We start from the raw sequence: 15,578 nt of genomic DNA, 5'->3' as shown, positions 1-15,578 counted from the left end.
CATCTCCTTGAAAACGATTTATGGTGGGGTCGGGCGATACAGCGCCAGCAGTTCATCCACCTTTTTGCGCGTGCCGCCGTTGCTGCTAATGCTGCGCCGGACTTTCACTTTGAAATGTTGGGCGGCGTGATACCACGCACGCGTATCGGGCGTGTCATGGTTCGAAATTAACACTGGAATTTGGTTGCTGACCAGTTTTTCCGCCATTTCCGCCAGATGCTTTTGCTGATCTGGCGTGAAGCTGTTGGTGTGGTAGGCGGTAAAATTGGCCGTCGCGGAGAGTGGCGCGTAAGGCGGATCGCAGTAAACCACCGAATCCTGACAGGCCTTCTCCATGCACTCCTCGTAAGACAGGCACAGGAACTCGGCACTCTGCGCCTTCTGCGCAAAATGATTCAGCTCGGCTTCCGGGAAGTAAGGCTTTTTGTAGCGGCCAAACGGCACGTTGAACTCGCCTTTCAGATTGTAACGACACAGGCCGTTGTAACCATGACGATTCAGATAGAGGAACAGCACCGCACGGCGCAGCTTGTCGCTGCACTGATTGAATTCGGCCCGCAGCTGGTAATAGATTTCAGCATTGTTATTGGCAGGCACAAACATCGCCTTCGCCTGCTCGATATAGGTGGCAGTGCGTGTTTTGACAATGTTATAGAGATCAATCAGATCGCTGTTGATATCCGCGAGGATATAGCGATCGTAATGGGTGTTGAGAAATACGGAACCGGCCCCGACGAAGGGCTCGATCAGACATTCACCTTTCGGCAGATGTTTTTCAATATCGTTCAGCAGAGGATATTTCCCCCCTGCCCATTTCAAAAAAGCGCGATTTTTTTTCATGCTGTCTGGCAACTTACACTTTCTCCGGCTGAGGAGAAAACGCTCCTGCAGCATCCTGCGCTTAAAAACACATTCGCCTTCAGCCCGCACTGGCAGACTGAAGGCGCTGTGTCATGTACTGCTATTGTTTCAGATCGGACTGCACCTGATGCAGCGGCTTCGCCCAAGGGTTTTTCGCCTGGACATCGGCAGGCAACGCGGTGACGGCGCGTTTCGCATCGTCTTTCGTCGCATACACACCGCTGACCAGCACATACCATGGCTGACCGTTGCGGGTGGTCTGATAGACCACGTACTTCTGGATGTTCTCTTTCTTCGCCCAGTTGTTCAGGTTGTTATAGTTTGACGAGCTGCTGAGCTGCAGAGTGTAGTGGCTGCCCGGTGCAGATTTCAGCGAGCTGACATCACCCGTTTCTTTGGCGGCGGAGCTTGCCGCAGCGGTTGCGGCTGGTGCAGCCGTAGTCGCCGCAGGTTTCGCCGCGCTGGCGGTGGCCGCAGGCTTCGCGGTTTCTGCCGCCGGTGCAGTCGTTTTGACTGGCGCAGCAGTAGCGGCCGTTTCAGTACGCTTAGGCTGAGCAACCGCTTTTGGTTCACTTGCTTTTACCGTCGCCTGCGGTTTGCTCTGCGGCTTCGGCTCAATCACTGCATGCTTACGCTCCGGGCGAGTTGTTGCCGCTGGGGCACTTTCCGCCGTGTGAGTCGTCGCCTGACGAGGCGTGCTCCCGCCGCGAACAGGGGCAACCGTCGCCGGCTCAGTTGGCAGCGTTGAGTTGGCGACAGCGCCGTCAATCTGGCCCTGCTGCTGGTTCAGCGCATTGTTCAGGTCACCCTGCACTTCCACACGCTGCTGGCCTTCTGGCGCAACGGTGTTTTGGCCCTGAGTCGGGGTAGAGGAAATCGGTGGCAGAGAAACATCCTGCTGCGGATTTGTGGCAGTCTGGTTCGCAGGCGCCGTACCTGGCGCTGGCTGAGCACCATTGGCCTGATCGGTTGCCTGACCGTTGCTCTGGCCGGCTGAAGCGCTGTTATCTCCGGAAAGGTCGATGTTCTTCACATCGCTGGAGGCCTGCTCGCTGGAGGAAGACGGTGCTTTCAACGCGGAGCCAATGCCCACAATCAGCAGCAGCAGAACCAGAATACCAACACCCATCATGATGTACTGGCGGGAAGCCGGTTTTGCCGGCGCTTTTTTGCGCTTGCGTGGACGACGTTCAGGCTGCTCTTGCACCTCTTCGTCTTCTTCAGACTCGTAATACGCCTCTTCGTCATACTCTTCTTCGCGCTCTTCGCGTACTTTACGGGCACGCGCCGGGCGGCGTTCATCGGCATCAAGGTCGACGTCATCGAAGTTGATCTGCGGATCGCTTTCACGATCGGAAGACTGACGGGAACGACCAGCACGACGATCGCTGGGATCGGGTTTCAGCTCGTCTTCTGGTTTGAATTCATCCATTTAACACCCCACTAAAAGGCTTATGCTAACGACACCTGCACGTCACCTGAAGCTAAACGCCGCGCGAGCGGCATGACCTTTCTTATTAGTTACGCCTGCTGACAATCAGCCACAGCGCCAAGAACCACATCGTGCGCAACACCGCCACGCACTTCACTTTTTCCAATAGCAAGCGGCAAAACCAAACGCATCTCACCGGCGAGCACCTTTTTATCGCGCATCATATGCGGCAGGTACGCATCGGGAGACATTTCACGCGGACCGGAAACCGGTAATTTCGCCCGTTCTAACAGGGTAATAATCCGCTGAGTATCCTTTGCCTCAAACTGACCAAGACGTTCTGAAGCACGAGCCGCCATGACCATACCGGCGGCGACGGCTTCGCCGTGCAGCCAGTTACCGTAGCCCATTTCAGCTTCGATAGCGTGACCAAAGGTGTGTCCCAGATTCAGTAAAGCACGTAAGCCGGATTCTCGCTCGTCTGCCGCCACAACTTCGGCTTTCAGCTCACAACAACGGCGAATGCAGTACGCCATGGTTTTTTCATCAAGCGCCATCAGCGCATCAATGTTGTTTTCAAGCCAGGAGAAGAATTCTGCATCGAGGATGATGCCGTATTTGATGACCTCTGCCAGGCCGGAAGAGAGTTCGCGCGCGGGCAGGGTTTTCAGACAGTCCAGATCAACAACCACATTCACCGGCTGCCAGAAGGCGCCAATCATGTTTTTACCGAGCGGGTGGTTAACGGCTGTTTTGCCGCCAACGGAAGAATCGACCTGTGATAATAACGTGGTCGGTACCTGGATAAAGCGAACGCCACGCTGATAGCTCGCCGCCGCAAATCCGGTAAGATCGCCAACAACACCGCCGCCTAAGGCAATCAGCGTCGTGTCACGACCGTGAGGTTTTTGCAGTAACGCGGTGAAAACGGTGTCCATCACGGCCAGCGTTTTGTACTTTTCACCGTCCGGAAGGATGACGCTGTCGACTTTTACGCCAGCCTGTTCGAGCACGTGACGTACTTTGTCCAGATAAACAGGTGCCAGCGTCTCGTTGGTGACCAGCATGGCCTGGTCGCCCGACTTCAGTGGCAGGAAGGAAGCTGGATCGTTAAACAAACCAGCCGCGATGGTAATCGGGTAACTACGTTCCCCGAGAGTTACTGTAAGCCTCTCCATAACGCGACGTCCACCTTGGTTACTTGCATTCTCTGGTGATGTACACGCCATCCTTCAGGCTGTTTACTGGTCGGCGGCTTTCGCGCCCGGTTGCAGAGATGACCTGCAAGAGTTCACGCCGTTGCCGCCTGAATGCAGCTTGAACGATGTCGTATAGCGTTGACCAGAATCAGTTACTTTCCAGCATATTAATAATCTGGTTGGCCACCACTTTCGCGCTCTGGTCGTCAGTGCGGATCGTGACATCGGCAATTTCTTCGTACAAAGGATTACGCTCGCCTGCCAGCGCTTCCAGGACTTCACGAGGTGGCGTTTCAACCTGCAGCAGGGGACGTTTTTTATCACGCTGCGTGCGCGCCAGCTGTTTTTCAATCGTCGTTTCCAGATACACCACGACGCCGCGGGCGGAGAGACGATTACGCGTTTCACGAGATTTCACAGAGCCGCCGCCAGTCGCCAGCACAATACCCTGTTTCTCCGTTAACTCGTTGATGATTTTTTCTTCGCGATCACGGAAACCTTCTTCGCCTTCGACATCGAAGACCCAGCCCACGTCGGCGCCGGTGCGTTTCTCAATCTCTTGATCAGAATCGTAGAATTCCATGTTGAGCTGTTGAGCTAACTGGCGCCCAATAGTGCTTTTGCCGGCACCCATAGGCCCAACCAGAAAGATATTGCGTTTCTCTGCCATTTTTTCGGTACTACTAAGACTATTTCGTTAATAATAAACCCGCGACGCGAACCACACGGCGACGCCAGGCATGAACTGAAACCTCATATGCGATAGTGCGAGAGTCAGACCGAAAATTATCTCAATACTCCGGCAGGTTTGGCAACTCTAATCATCACCGGACTGTCCAGGGGACCGACTCTCAAATCGGTACTCCTTGTATGCTAAATCCGGCCTCACGTCAAACACCTGAAACGTGTTCAGTAAGAAAAGGTCGCCCGTCAAACGCTTATTGTGCAGAAATAATACGCGGGGTGATGAACACGACCAGTTCACGCCGCTCGCTGTCTTTTCCATCATGGCGAAACAGCCGTCCAAGCCAGGGAATGTCGCCCAGCAGCGGAATACCGCTTCTGGCAGACTTATTCTTCTGTGAGAAGATGCCGCCCAGAGCCAGCGTTTCGCCACTTCTTACCTCGACCTGGGTCTCAATTTCCTGTTTATCAATTGCCAGCACTTCGCCGTCAGCCTGCTGCAATACCTGCCCGGGCATGTCTTCGGTAATTTTTAGCTTAAGCCGCACCCGGTTTTTCTGTAGCACCGTCGGCGTCACCTCCATACCCAGCACGGCCTCCTTAAACTCCACTGATGTTGCCCCGCTCTCACCGCTGGAGACCTGATAAGGAATCTCTGTTCCCTGCTTGATACTTGCAGGCTGCAGATGCGAGGCCAGCAAATGTGGACTGGCGATGATCTCCAGTTCCTGCTTTTGCTCCAGTGCCGAAAGCTCCAGCTCCAGCAGTCGCCCACTGATTTTACCGATGTTAAACCCGGCGTAGGTCGTAGCATTAGCGGCAGAAAGATCGCTGTTTATAGCCGCTACCTTCCCGGATCCCTGACCATTCTCAGCATCAGCCAGACTCCATTTCACCCCAAGCTCACGCAGGCTCTTCTTATTTATAGTGACGATATGCGCCCTCAGCTCGACCTGACCTACCGGTATATCCATCTCCTGCGCCCAGGCGAGCAAATCGGCAAGGTGCTGGTTATCGTCACGCACCAGCAGGCGATTAGTACGTTTATCGACCGTCATCGCACCTCGCGCGCTCAGTAGCTTTTCCCCGGCTTTCGCCAGCTCAGCAGCATCGGCGTAATGCAAAATGACGCTCTTCCCCTGCAACGGCAAAGCCTGTGAACGCTTCTGCCGCTCGGCATCCTTCAGCGCACTCTTTTCTGCAAGCCAGGCTTTGGTGTGCACAAACAGGATGCTGGACTGCGTGTCGAGCACCAGACCGGCACTGCTCATCACCGTCTGTAACGCCTGCTTCCATGAGACATCATTCAACTGAAGTGAAATCTGCCCACTGACTTCCGGGGCGATAACGATATTGCGTTCCCCGAGCGTCGCAAGCGTCTGTATGACCTGCGTGACCGGAACGTCATCCACCATCAGCGAGACGGTTTTTTCTTTGGCCAGGGCGCCGAAGACCATCATTATTAACCCCAACGCTATCCTTCGAATCATGTTGCGTTCCTTCTTTTATCCAGCGCCACTGCGAAGGCTCGCAGTCGGTTCCGGCAGTCATATCCATACGGTCGGGCTGAACAGCGACAACCGTCCAGCCGTTACTCAGCGTCTGCCCCTGCGTCAGTCGTTGCCATTTGCCACTGGCATCGAGCACGATACCCGTTCGTTGCTCTCCAAGGCTCACCATCCCACGGTAATGCCAGAGCGTTATCTGCGCACTGCTACAGCGATCTTCCGCAGGCAGGAAGGGATCGCGCATCCCCAATAGTAAAGGAAGCAAAAGTACGATGAGCCCGTGCCGATCAGTCATCGCCGATTGCCTCGAGTTGTAACGTCAGCGTCAGACGCTGTTGTTCCGGTTTAATGCTAAACCCCCGTATGGCCTGACGGCGTTCTGCGAGCCGTGCAAACAGGGCGGGAATAGCCGCCCAGTCAGTCGACAACGCCAGCTCCCCGCCGTGCCCTGACGGCTGCCAGCTCAGCAGGCTGCTTTCCGGACGGTCAAAATCAAGTGCAGAAAAAGGCGCCGAAATCATGTCGGATAACGGAATCACCGGACCACGCAGCGGTAGTGTTTTTTGCCACTGCGCGGCAAGGGGTATGGGCGATGCACTACCTGGCTGCGTGTTACGGGCAAAACTAACCATCAGCACCAGCAGCAAAAGCATGCTCAGCCAAAATCCACACCGAATACGTGGGGAGCAATCACACCATCGTTCAGCGAGAAGCAACATTTTCCACCTCCGCCAGCATTCTGTAACTGAACTCCCAGCGCCCTTGCGCATCCCGCCTGACGGGGCCCGGATTGACGATCTGAGAGCCTGCGATATGGCGCACCGAGGCATCCAGTTCGGTCAAGGAGAGAAAACGGTTCGCCAGCCCGGTAAAGCTCAGCGAATGACCTTCCCACTCCAGGGCGGTGAGCCAGGCCTGTTCCGGCATGTTTTCTGCCAGTGCCAGCAGCCGTGATTGCCACTGCCGGGTGGCTTCCCGCTCTTTTTCATGCGTCAGCCAGAGCATTCTGCGCTGCTGTTCATCTTTGAACTGCCGTTCACGCTGCACCAGGGCCTGATAAACCGCGTTATCGCTCGCCTGCCATAAAACCTGTTTTTGATGTTGATGCACACCCTCTGACCGATTTGCCACAAACCCTATCAGGGCTATCAGCCACGCTCCCACAAACAGCCAGGCCCAAAAACGCAGACAGTCGCGGCGGCGCTTCTCACGCCATCGCAGAAGATTCACTGGACGCGCCATTTCAGCGCACTCCCAGCGCCAGTGCCAAAGCGATAGCAAACGCATCGCCGTTTTCCGGCAGCGGTGGCTGAAGCTGCATCAGTGGAAACCAGGGATTGAAGCTCTTCATGCCAGCCTGCTGCGTGGTACAGAGCAAAAGCGCTTCTGGTTGCTCCGCACAGCTCCCCCAGGCCTCCCGCGTAGCCCATAGCCATTGCTGGCCGTCATACCAGCACAGGCCTTGCTCGTCTTGCGCTATCCACGGGAGAAAATGTTGCAGTGCGCTGGCATCCGGCGTGATGGCCTCCACGTTCAGCCCCGCTGCATGCAGACGTTTTTGCAGAAGATCCACATCCCGCCGTCTGGCGGCCGTGACGCTGTAAACATTCTGTTCGGCATTCTGGTAATCGAACGTGAGGGTATCGGCGGGCATCTCCAGCTGCTTTGCTACAGTACTGGCTACCCATTGTGCGCACTCGCTTTCTCGCAGCGCCATCTGCGGCGGCGGAAGGTTTTTTTGCAGCGTGTCCGCTGCCGAAAGCGCCACGGCAAGCCGATGGAAACGCGGCATTTCTCGCTGGATGCGGTGCAGTACCGCAATCAAGGCCTCTTCGCTGGCATCGCTTGCCACCGGCAATTGCCACCAGCGCCGAAGCGCGAAGCCTGAACGTGCTTTCTGTAACGCCACGCAGACGAGGCTATTCTGCTGAAAATGCAATCCTGCCAGCCACTGACTGTAAGCCATTCTTACGATCTCCTTATCCATCAACCCATTCGAGCTATATCAATGCCATTGGGTTGCCTTTATACTACCGCGCGCTTGTTTATAAACTGCCCAATCGCCACTAAATGGGAAATCTCCGGTGAAGTTCGTAAAGTATTTATTCATCCTTGCAGTCTGTTGCATTCTGCTGGGAGCAGGCTCGATCTATGGCCTCTACAAATTTATTGAGCCGCAGCTGCCTGACGTAGCCACGCTCAGGGATGTGCGCCTGCAGATCCCAATGCAAATTTACAGCGCCGATGGCGAACTGATTGCGCAATATGGGGAAAAACGCCGGATTCCGGTCACCCTGAGCCAAATGCCGCCCGAGCTGACCAAAGCCTTCATCGCCACGGAAGACAGCCGTTTTTACGAGCACCACGGTATCGATCCGGTGGGGATTTTCCGTGCGGCTAGCGTAGCGCTGTTCTCCGGCCACGCCTCTCAGGGTGCAAGTACCATCACCCAGCAGCTGGCACGTAACTTCTTCCTGAGCCCGGAAAAGACGCTGACGCGCAAAATCAAAGAAGTCTTCCTGGCTATCCGCATCGAGCAGCTGCTCAGCAAAGATGAAATTCTCGATCTCTATCTGAACAAGATTTACCTCGGCTACCGCGCCTACGGCGTAGGTGCCGCTGCGCAGGTCTACTTCGGTAAAACGGTCGATCAGCTGACGTTGAGTGAAATGGCGGTCATCGCAGGCCTGCCAAAAGCGCCGTCAACCTTCAACCCGCTTTATTCTATGGACAGAGCGACCGCACGCCGCAACGTGGTGCTGTCCCGCATGCTGAGCGAAAACGACATCACCCAGGCGCAGTACAACGAAGCTATTCGCGAGCCCATCAACGCCAGCTACCATGCCCCGGAAATTGCCTTCTCCGCCCCGTACCTGACGGAAATGGTGCGTCAGGAAATGGTGACCCGCTATGGCGATAAGGCCTACGAAGATGGTTACCGCGTTTACACCACCATCAGCCGTAAGGATCAGTTGGCGGCTCAGACGGCGCTGCGCACTAACGTGATGGATTACGATATGCGCCACGGCTATCGCGGCCCGGCGAACGTGCTGTGGAAAATTGGTGAGACCCCGTGGGACAGCAAAAAAATCACCGATACCCTGAAAAGCCTGCCAACCTACGGGCCTCTGGTGCCAGCCGTCGTGACGGCCGCCACGCCGCAGGGAGCCACGGCAATGCTGGCAGACGGCACCTCAGTTTCCATGACGATGGACGGCATGCGCTGGGCGCGTGCGTATCGCTCGGACACTCAGCAAGGCCCAACGCCACGCAAAGTGACGGATGTCGTGCAAACAGGTCAGCAAATCTGGGTGCGTCAGGTGAATGAATCCTGGTGGCTGGCCCAGGTGCCGGACGTGAACTCCGCCCTGGTGTCTATTAATCCGCAAAACGGGGCCATTATTGCGCTGGTCGGTGGATTCGACTTCAATCAGAGCAAATTTAACCGCGCGACTCAGGCGCTGCGCCAGGTTGGTTCCAACATCAAACCGTTCCTCTATACCGCGGCAATGGACAAAGGTCTGACGCTGGCAAGCATTCTGAACGACGTGCCAATTTCGCGTTGGGATGCAGGTGCTGGCTCCGACTGGAGTCCAAAGAACTCCCCACCACAATATGCGGGGCCGATTCGTCTGCGTCAGGGTTTAGGTCAGTCGAAAAACGTGGTGATGGTTCGCGCCATGCGCGCAATGGGCGTTGATTACGCCGCAGAATATCTGCAACGCTTCGGTTTCCCGGCTGAAAACATCGTTCGCACCGAATCGCTGGCGCTGGGTTCCGCCTCCTTTACGCCTTTACAGGTCGCACGCGGGTATTCCGTCATGGCAAACGGTGGCTTCCTCATCGATCCGTTCTTTATCAGTAAGATCGAGAACGATGTCGGCGGCGTGCTTTTTGAAGCCAAACCTAAAATTGCCTGCGCTGAGTGCGACATTCCGGTGATTTATGGCGATACGCCAAAATCCAACGTGCTGGAAAATAAAGACGTTGAAAACGTCACAACCTCCCAGGAGCCGCAAAACTCCACCGTGCCGATGCCAAGCCTTGAACAGGCTAACCAGGCGCTGGTGGCCCGTAGCGGTGGCCAGGAATATGCCCCGCACGTGATCAGCACGCCGCTTTCCTTCCTGATCAAAAGTGCGCTGAACACCAACGTCTTCGGCGAGCCTGGCTGGCAGGGGACAGGCTGGCGCGCAGGGCGCGACCTGAAGCGCCACGATATCGGCGGAAAAACCGGCACAACCAACAGCTCGAAGGACGCCTGGTTCTCGGGTTACGGCCCGGGCGTGGTGACATCGGTGTGGATTGGCTTTGACGATCACCGCCGCGATCTTGGCCGCACCACCGCATCCGGCGCGATCAAAGATCAGATTTCTGGTTATGAAGGCGGGGCCAAGAGCGCTCAGCCGGCCTGGGATTTGTTCATGAAGATAGCGCTGGACGGCGTGCCTGAACAGCCGTTGACGCCACCGCCGGGTGTGGTAACCGTCAACATCGATCGGAGCACCGGTCAGTTGGCGAACGGCGGCAACAGCCGTGAAGAGTACTTCATCGACGGTACGCAGCCGACCCAGCAGGCAGTGCATGAAGTGGGCACCACGCTGATTGATAACGGCGAAACTCACGAACTGTTCTGACCATTAAGAAAAAGTGCCGGGTGGCGACTATGGCCTGACCCGGCCTGCAAGGCACAAAAAAACGGCAACCCAGGGTTGCCGTTTTTTTGTATTCCGCTCAGAGGGCTACAGACGCCCCTGCTCTTTCAACCATTCCCGCACCAGAAACAGCGCGCTGACGTTGCGTGCTTCATGGAAATCAGGCTCTTCGAGTAAATCCATCAGTTGCGCCAGCGGCCAGCGTACCTGAGGCAACGGTTCTGGCTCATCGCCAGGCAAAGATTCCGGATAAAGGTTCTCTGCGACCACGATGTTCATTCTGCTGGAAAAGTATGACGGGGCCATGCTGAGCTTCTTCAGGAACGTCAGGTCATTGGCCCCAAAGCCCACTTCTTCTTTCAGCTCGCGATTGGCGGCCTCGAAAACGCTTTCGCCTGGATCGATGAGCCCTTTGGAAAAACCGAGCTCATAGGACTCGGTGCCGACGGCATATTCACGGATCAGAATCAAATGATCGTCAACAATGGGGATAATCATCACTGCCTCACGCGTGGAAGGACGCATCCTTTCATAAACGCGGCGCTCGCCATTGCTGAATTCCAGGTCCACACTTTCCACATTAAACAGCCGCGAACGGGCAACCGTTTCAACTTTGTGGATGATGGGTTTTATTAATGGTTTATCCATGATGACCTGTGTTTGCTGTGGTAACAGGGTAATTGTGCGACATGCCGCACAGTTTAGGCAATTCCTGGCGTCATGTATTTACATTTGCGTAACTTTCAGCATCAGCCACTTTTTTGAATAAAAAGTCAATACCTTGCAATGGATTTGAGAATTTGCTGATATTCGCTTGCATTGACCTCTGATATGCTCAAAAGTTGCGTCAGAACGTAAGAAATCTTTCAAGATCCTGATGATGCGTGCCGATAGCTAACTACGGGCTCACGTTCTGGGTTAACGAGCAACCGACGAAACCTGTAAGAAGACGAAACCTGTAAGAATAAGTATGATGGGAAAAGCATGGGCACCTTTTTGATTTTTTTCGCTGCTATGCTGGCCTGCGCATTGCTTGCAGGGTGGTTTTATCGACAGCGCAGACAGCATGGACGACTCCCCCTCCTGCACGCCTTCAGCGGTGCGACCACGCGTAAACTGACCCAGGATGAACGTGCCGCCGTTGAACATTATCTGGAAGGCATGACCCGCATTCTGGAAGTGCCCGCTTCCGGCTCCTCTGTCGCCCCTGGCGCCATCACGCTAAACGCCCAGAGTAATACCGTCTATAGCTTCACCCAGTCGATTACCCGCTACGGCATCACAACCGACGATCTGAACAAGTGGCGCTACTTCCTGGATTCCGTTGAAATTCACCTGCCTCCCTTCTGGGAGCAGTACATCAATGACGAAAACGAAGTCGAACTGATCCACACGGACTCTCTGCCGCTGGTGATCTCCCTGAACGGCCACACTCTGGGTGACGCCAGGCAGGAAGCGAAAGGCTACGCCCTGGAGCAGCGCTCGTCGACGCAGGCGTCTATTCGCGGTGAAGAGAGCGAGCAGATCGAACTGCTGAACATTCGTCAGGAAAGCCGCGAAGAATATGCATTAAGCCGCCCGGACGGTCTGCGTGAAGCGCTGCTTATAGTTGGCGCATTTTTCCTGTTTTTCTGCGCATTAATGGCGCCCGAAGTCTTTGTCCCGTGGGTGACCGGTATCGCAACTTTGCTGCTGGGGTTTGGCCTTTGGGGCGTGTTTGCTCCGCCGTCCAAAACCTCGCTGCGGGAAATTCACTGCCTGCGCGGAACCCCGAAACGCTGGGGGCTGTTTGGCGAGAATGACCAGGAGCAAATCAACAACATTTCGCTCGGCATTATCGACCTGATTTATCCGCGCCACTGGCAGCCGTTTATCGCTCAGGATCTCGGCCAGCAAACGGACATTGATATCTACCTCGATCGCCATGTGGTCCGTCAGGGGCGCTTTTTATCGCTGCATAACGAAGTCAAACATTTCCCGCTTCAGCACTGGCTGCGCAGCGCCATTATTGCCATCGGCGCCCTGCTGATTGGCGCGATGCTGTGGATTAGCGTGCCGCTCAGCATGCCGTTCAAATTTACGCTTTCCTGGCTGCAGGGCGCGCAGACTATCGAAGCCACCACGGTGACTCAGCTCGATCGGGCAAACGTGCGTGTCGGCGATACGCTGCACATTTCGGGCACTGGCATGTGTAATATCCGTTCGCAGGGCACGTGGACCGCGCAGAATAGTTCGCCGTTCACGCCCTTTGACTGCTCGCAGATTATCTGGAACGACGCCCCACCGTTGCCGCTGCCGGAATCCGATATCGTCACGAAAGCCACAGCGCTGATGCAGGCGGTAAACCGTCAGTTGCACCCGAGCCCGGACGACAGCTCGCGCGTCAGTCCGGCGCTGCGTTCAGCCATTCAAAAATCAGGGATGGTTCTGCTGGATGATTTCGCCGATATCGTGATGAAAACGCAGGATCTCTGCTCTGCTGAAGACGACTGCTCACGCCTGAAAACGGCGCTGGTCAACCTCGGCAATACCCGCGACTGGGAAACGCTGACCAAGCGCGCCCGCTCCGGAAAACTTGATGGTGTGAACGTGCTGCTGCGCCCGGTGAGTGCCGAATCACTCGATAATCTGGTGACAACATCCACCGCACCGTTTGTGATGCGTGAAACGGCTCGCGCCGCCCAGGCGTTAAACAGCCCGGCGCCGGGCGGTTTCCTGATCGCCAGCGATGAAGGGAGCGATCTGGTCACGCAGCCGTGGCCATCCGTCAGCCTGTATGATTTCCCGGCGCACGAACAGTGGCGTGAATTCCAGCGCCTGGCAGGCATGCTGATGCACACGCCGTTTACCGCTGAGGGCATCGTCACCAACCTCACCATCGACGCCAACGGCACCAAACATATCAATCTGCACCGCATCCCGGACAGCGCCGGACTCTGGCGCTATATCAGCACCACGCTGCTCATGTTGACCATGCTGGTGTGCGTTATCTGGAACGGGATCCAGGCGATTCGTCGCTATCAGCGCCATCGCATCCGCATGGCGGAAATCCACGCCTACTACGAAAGTAGCCTCAACCCGAGCCTGTTAACGTCTCAGGATCTGCTGCATCAGGATGCCGAAGAGCGCTAAGTCGCCCGGCTCCCGCTGTGCTACCCTGACGCGCATTCTTTTGGCTGGAGACGCAGCATGCATTTTGATATCGCCTGGCAGGAAGTAGACACCGTTCTGCTGGATATGGACGGCACCCTTCTTGATCTCGCCTTCGACAGCTATTTCTGGCAGCAGCTGGTGCCGGAAACCTACGGCGCTCAGCACGGCCTGAGCCTGGCGGACGCTCGCGAGCGTATCGGTCAGGAATATCACGCCGTGCAGCATACGCTAAACTGGTACTGTCTGGATTACTGGAGCGAGCGGCTCGGTCTGGATATTTGCGCCATGACCACCCAGCAAGGCCCCCGCGCCGTGCTGCGCGAAGATACCGTGCCGTTTCTGGATGCGCTCAAAGCCAGCGGCAAACGCCGTATTTTGTTAACCAACGCGCATCCGCATAACCTGGCGGTGAAGCTGGAACACACCGGTCTGGCCTCGCACCTTGATTTATTACTTTCCACCCACACATTTGGTTATCCGAAAGAAGATCAGCGCCTGTGGCAGGCCGTTGCCGAAGAAACCACGCTTGATGCGCATAAGACGCTGTTTATTGATGACAGCGAACCGATCCTGGATGCCGCCGCGCTGTTTGGGATTCGTTACTGCCTTGGCGTTACGAATCCAGATTCTGGCGTCGCGGAAAAGCAGTACCAGCGCCACCCGGCATTGAATGATTATCGTCGCCTGATCCCCGGGATCCGGTGAAGGAGAAGCCATGAAAGAGAAACCCGCTGATGCCGTCCGGCTGGATAAGTGGCTCTGGGCGGCCCGCTTTTACAAAACCCGTGCGGTTGCACGAGAAATGGTGGAAGGCGGGAAGGTGCACTACAACGGACAGCGCAGCAAACCCAGCAAAGTGGTGGAGATGAACGCCACGCTGACGCTACGCCAGGGCAACGATGAGCGCACGGTGATTATCAAAGGCATCACCGAACAGCGCCGCCCGGCCACGGAAGCCGTTTTGCTGTATGAAGAAACGGCTGAGAGCATCGAAAAAAGGGAAAAAGTGGCCCTTGCCCGCAAGCTGAACGCGCTGACCATGCCACACCCGGATCGCCGCCCTGATAAAAAAGAGCGGCGTGACCTGATGAGATTTAAACATGGGGACAGTGAGTAACGGTTCCCTTAAGAGAGAAAAAGATGATTCAACACGATCAAATGCACCGCTATCTGTTTGAAAACGTGGCCGTTCGCGGCGAACTGGTCACCGTCTCTGAGACGCTGGAGCAGGTGCTGGCTAACCACAACTATCCGCAGCCGGTGAAAAACGTGCTGGCCGAACTGCTGGTCGCCACCAGTCTGCTGACCGCTACGCTTAAGTTTGCCGGCGACATTACCGTGCAGCTTCAGGGTGACGGCCCAATGTCGCTTGCGGTTATCAACGGCAACAACAATCAGCAGCTGCGCGGTGTGGCGCGCGTTCAGGGCGATATCCCGGAAAACGCCGATCTGAAAACGCTGGTCGGCAATGGCTATCTGGTGATCACCATTGCGCCGGAAGAAGGCGAGCGCTATCAGGGCGTGGTGGGCCTGGAAGGCGATACGCTGGCCGCCTGTCTGGAAGATTACTTCCTGCGCTCAGAGCAGCTGCCGACGCGTCTTATCATTCGTACCGGCGAGCATGAAGGGAAAATGGCCGCAGGCGGGATCCTGCTGCAGGTGATGCCTGCTCAGAACGCGCAGGCCGAAGACTTTGAGCATCTCGCCACGCTGACCGACACCATCAAAGGCGAAGAGCTGTTCAGCCTGCCGGCAAACGATGTGCTGTGGCGTCTTTATCACGAAGAAGAAGTGACGGTCTATGAACCTCAGGCGGTCGAGTTCAAATGCACCTGTTCACGTGAACGCTGCGCCGGTGCGCTGAAAACCCTGCCGGACGAAGAAGTGGACAGCATTCTGGCGGACGACGGCGAAATCGACATGCACTGCGACTACTGCGGTAGCCATTACGTGTTTAACGCCATGGATATCGCCGAGATCCGTAACAACGCTTCTCCGGCGGATCCTCAGGTGCACTGATAGGTCCGGTCAGGCCGATCCTCTCCCACAGGGTGAGGGTGCAAAGACTAAAAACGACAACCGGAGT

General features: G+C 56.0%; 15 protein-coding genes. 5 read left to right on the top strand and 10 right to left on the bottom strand.

What is annotated here, in order from left to right:
- Window positions 1-18: 18 nt before the first annotated feature.
- The 9 genes from dam to AB1287_RS16390 all read right to left on the bottom strand — a co-directional run bounded on the left by dam (window position 19) and on the right by AB1287_RS16390 (window position 7,650).
- Window positions 19-840, bottom strand: a complete 822-nt coding sequence (dam, locus tag AB1287_RS16430) for an adenine-specific DNA-methyltransferase (RefSeq protein WP_435618453.1) — start codon at window positions 838-840, stop codon at window positions 19-21.
- 121 nt (window positions 841-961) lie between these two features.
- Entirely contained in the window at window positions 962-2,293 is a 1,332-nt protein-coding gene (gene damX, locus AB1287_RS16425) for a cell division protein DamX (protein ID WP_435618452.1), read from the bottom strand.
- Between the two features lie 89 nt (window positions 2,294-2,382).
- A complete protein-coding gene (gene aroB, locus AB1287_RS16420; protein WP_312628435.1) occupies window positions 2,383-3,471 on the bottom strand; it encodes a 3-dehydroquinate synthase in 1,089 nt (362 codons plus the stop codon).
- Window positions 3,472-3,640: 169 nt separating this feature from the next.
- The gene (gene aroK, locus AB1287_RS16415) at window positions 3,641-4,162 is read right to left on the bottom strand and encodes a shikimate kinase AroK (RefSeq protein ID WP_312628434.1); all 522 of its coding nucleotides are present in this window, start codon (window positions 4,160-4,162) and stop codon (window positions 3,641-3,643) included.
- Window positions 4,163-4,430: 268 nt separating this feature from the next.
- Complete coding sequence (hofQ, locus tag AB1287_RS16410) at window positions 4,431-5,666, bottom strand: DNA uptake porin HofQ (protein ID WP_435618451.1); 1,236 nt, start codon at window positions 5,664-5,666, stop codon at window positions 4,431-4,433.
- Window positions 5,581-5,979 carry a HofP DNA utilization family protein gene (locus tag AB1287_RS16405; RefSeq protein WP_312628432.1) on the bottom strand — a complete coding sequence of 133 codons (399 nt, stop codon included), beginning with the start codon at window positions 5,977-5,979 and terminating at the stop codon, window positions 5,581-5,583. The genes hofQ and AB1287_RS16405 overlap by 86 nt, the downstream gene beginning before the upstream one ends.
- Window positions 5,972-6,337: a hypothetical protein gene (locus AB1287_RS16400; protein WP_312628431.1), complete on the bottom strand. Its 366-nt coding sequence runs from the start codon at window positions 6,335-6,337 to the stop codon at window positions 5,972-5,974. The genes AB1287_RS16405 and AB1287_RS16400 overlap by 8 nt, the downstream gene beginning before the upstream one ends.
- 49 nt (window positions 6,338-6,386) lie before the next feature.
- The gene (locus tag AB1287_RS16395; protein WP_435618450.1) at window positions 6,387-6,926 is read right to left on the bottom strand and encodes a PilN domain-containing protein; all 540 of its coding nucleotides are present in this window, start codon (window positions 6,924-6,926) and stop codon (window positions 6,387-6,389) included.
- Window position 6,927: 1 nt separating this feature from the next.
- Window positions 6,928-7,650, bottom strand: a complete 723-nt coding sequence (locus AB1287_RS16390) for a pilus assembly protein (RefSeq protein ID WP_435618449.1) — start codon at window positions 7,648-7,650, stop codon at window positions 6,928-6,930.
- A gap of 118 nt (window positions 7,651-7,768) precedes the next feature.
- On the opposite strand from AB1287_RS16390, the gene mrcA reads away from it, so the two are divergent.
- The gene (gene mrcA / locus AB1287_RS16385; RefSeq protein ID WP_435618448.1) at window positions 7,769-10,321 is read left to right on the top strand and encodes a peptidoglycan glycosyltransferase/peptidoglycan DD-transpeptidase MrcA; all 2,553 of its coding nucleotides are present in this window, start codon (window positions 7,769-7,771) and stop codon (window positions 10,319-10,321) included.
- Between the two features lie 105 nt (window positions 10,322-10,426).
- On the opposite strand, the gene nudE is transcribed toward mrcA, so the two are convergent.
- Window positions 10,427-10,987: an ADP compounds hydrolase NudE gene (gene nudE, locus AB1287_RS16380; protein ID WP_312628425.1), complete on the bottom strand. Its 561-nt coding sequence runs from the start codon at window positions 10,985-10,987 to the stop codon at window positions 10,427-10,429.
- A gap of 336 nt (window positions 10,988-11,323) precedes the next feature.
- Between nudE and AB1287_RS16375 the strand changes: the two genes are divergently transcribed.
- From AB1287_RS16375 to hslO, 4 genes are read left to right on the top strand one after another with little or no spacing between them, the layout of a single operon-like run.
- Window positions 11,324-13,471, top strand: a complete 2,148-nt coding sequence (locus AB1287_RS16375; RefSeq protein ID WP_435618447.1) for an intracellular growth attenuator family protein — start codon at window positions 11,324-11,326, stop codon at window positions 13,469-13,471.
- A 57-nt stretch (window positions 13,472-13,528) separates the two neighbouring features.
- Window positions 13,529-14,197, top strand: coding sequence for a GMP/IMP nucleotidase (yrfG, locus tag AB1287_RS16370; protein WP_435618446.1), 669 nt, complete (start codon window positions 13,529-13,531; stop codon window positions 14,195-14,197).
- Between the two features lie 10 nt (window positions 14,198-14,207).
- Window positions 14,208-14,609, top strand: a complete 402-nt coding sequence (gene hslR / locus AB1287_RS16365) for a ribosome-associated heat shock protein Hsp15 (RefSeq protein ID WP_312628422.1) — start codon at window positions 14,208-14,210, stop codon at window positions 14,607-14,609.
- Window positions 14,610-14,632: 23 nt separating this feature from the next.
- A complete protein-coding gene (hslO, locus tag AB1287_RS16360) occupies window positions 14,633-15,511 on the top strand; it encodes an Hsp33 family molecular chaperone HslO (protein ID WP_312628420.1) in 879 nt (292 codons plus the stop codon).
- The last annotated feature ends 67 nt before the right edge of the window (window positions 15,512-15,578 follow it).

Source organism: Scandinavium sp. UTDF21-P1B (assembly GCF_040750395.1).
GTDB lineage: Bacteria > Pseudomonadota > Gammaproteobacteria > Enterobacterales > Enterobacteriaceae > Scandinavium.
Note: the sequence above shows the minus strand (reverse complement) of the source record. Positions and strands in the feature narration are given on the sequence as shown.

What these genes read in the sequence shown, in the direction of transcription:
- AB1287_RS16395 (WP_435618450.1), bottom strand. Translation starts at nt 6,926, where the DNA reads ATGGCGCGTCCAGTGAATCTTCTGCGATGGCGTGAGAAGCGCCGCCGC.
- aroB (WP_312628435.1), bottom strand. Translation starts at nt 3,471, where the DNA reads ATGGAGAGGCTTACAGTAACTCTCGGGGAACGTAGTTACCCGATTACC.
- AB1287_RS16405 (WP_312628432.1), bottom strand. Translation starts at nt 5,979, where the DNA reads ATGACTGATCGGCACGGGCTCATCGTACTTTTGCTTCCTTTACTATTG.
- dam (WP_435618453.1), bottom strand. Translation starts at nt 840, where the DNA reads ATGAAAAAAAATCGCGCTTTTTTGAAATGGGCAGGGGGGAAATATCCT.
- aroK (WP_312628434.1), bottom strand. Translation starts at nt 4,162, where the DNA reads ATGGCAGAGAAACGCAATATCTTTCTGGTTGGGCCTATGGGTGCCGGC.
- hslR (WP_312628422.1), top strand. Translation starts at nt 14,208, where the DNA reads ATGAAAGAGAAACCCGCTGATGCCGTCCGGCTGGATAAGTGGCTCTGG.
- hofQ (WP_435618451.1), bottom strand. Translation starts at nt 5,666, where the DNA reads ATGATTCGAAGGATAGCGTTGGGGTTAATAATGATGGTCTTCGGCGCC.
- AB1287_RS16400 (WP_312628431.1), bottom strand. Translation starts at nt 6,337, where the DNA reads ATGCTTTTGCTGCTGGTGCTGATGGTTAGTTTTGCCCGTAACACGCAG.
- damX (WP_435618452.1), bottom strand. Translation starts at nt 2,293, where the DNA reads ATGGATGAATTCAAACCAGAAGACGAGCTGAAACCCGATCCCAGCGAT.
- AB1287_RS16390 (WP_435618449.1), bottom strand. Translation starts at nt 7,650, where the DNA reads ATGGCTTACAGTCAGTGGCTGGCAGGATTGCATTTTCAGCAGAATAGC.
- hslO (WP_312628420.1), top strand. Translation starts at nt 14,633, where the DNA reads ATGATTCAACACGATCAAATGCACCGCTATCTGTTTGAAAACGTGGCC.
- yrfG (WP_435618446.1), top strand. Translation starts at nt 13,529, where the DNA reads ATGCATTTTGATATCGCCTGGCAGGAAGTAGACACCGTTCTGCTGGAT.
- nudE (WP_312628425.1), bottom strand. Translation starts at nt 10,987, where the DNA reads ATGGATAAACCATTAATAAAACCCATCATCCACAAAGTTGAAACGGTT.
- AB1287_RS16375 (WP_435618447.1), top strand. Translation starts at nt 11,324, where the DNA reads ATGGGCACCTTTTTGATTTTTTTCGCTGCTATGCTGGCCTGCGCATTG.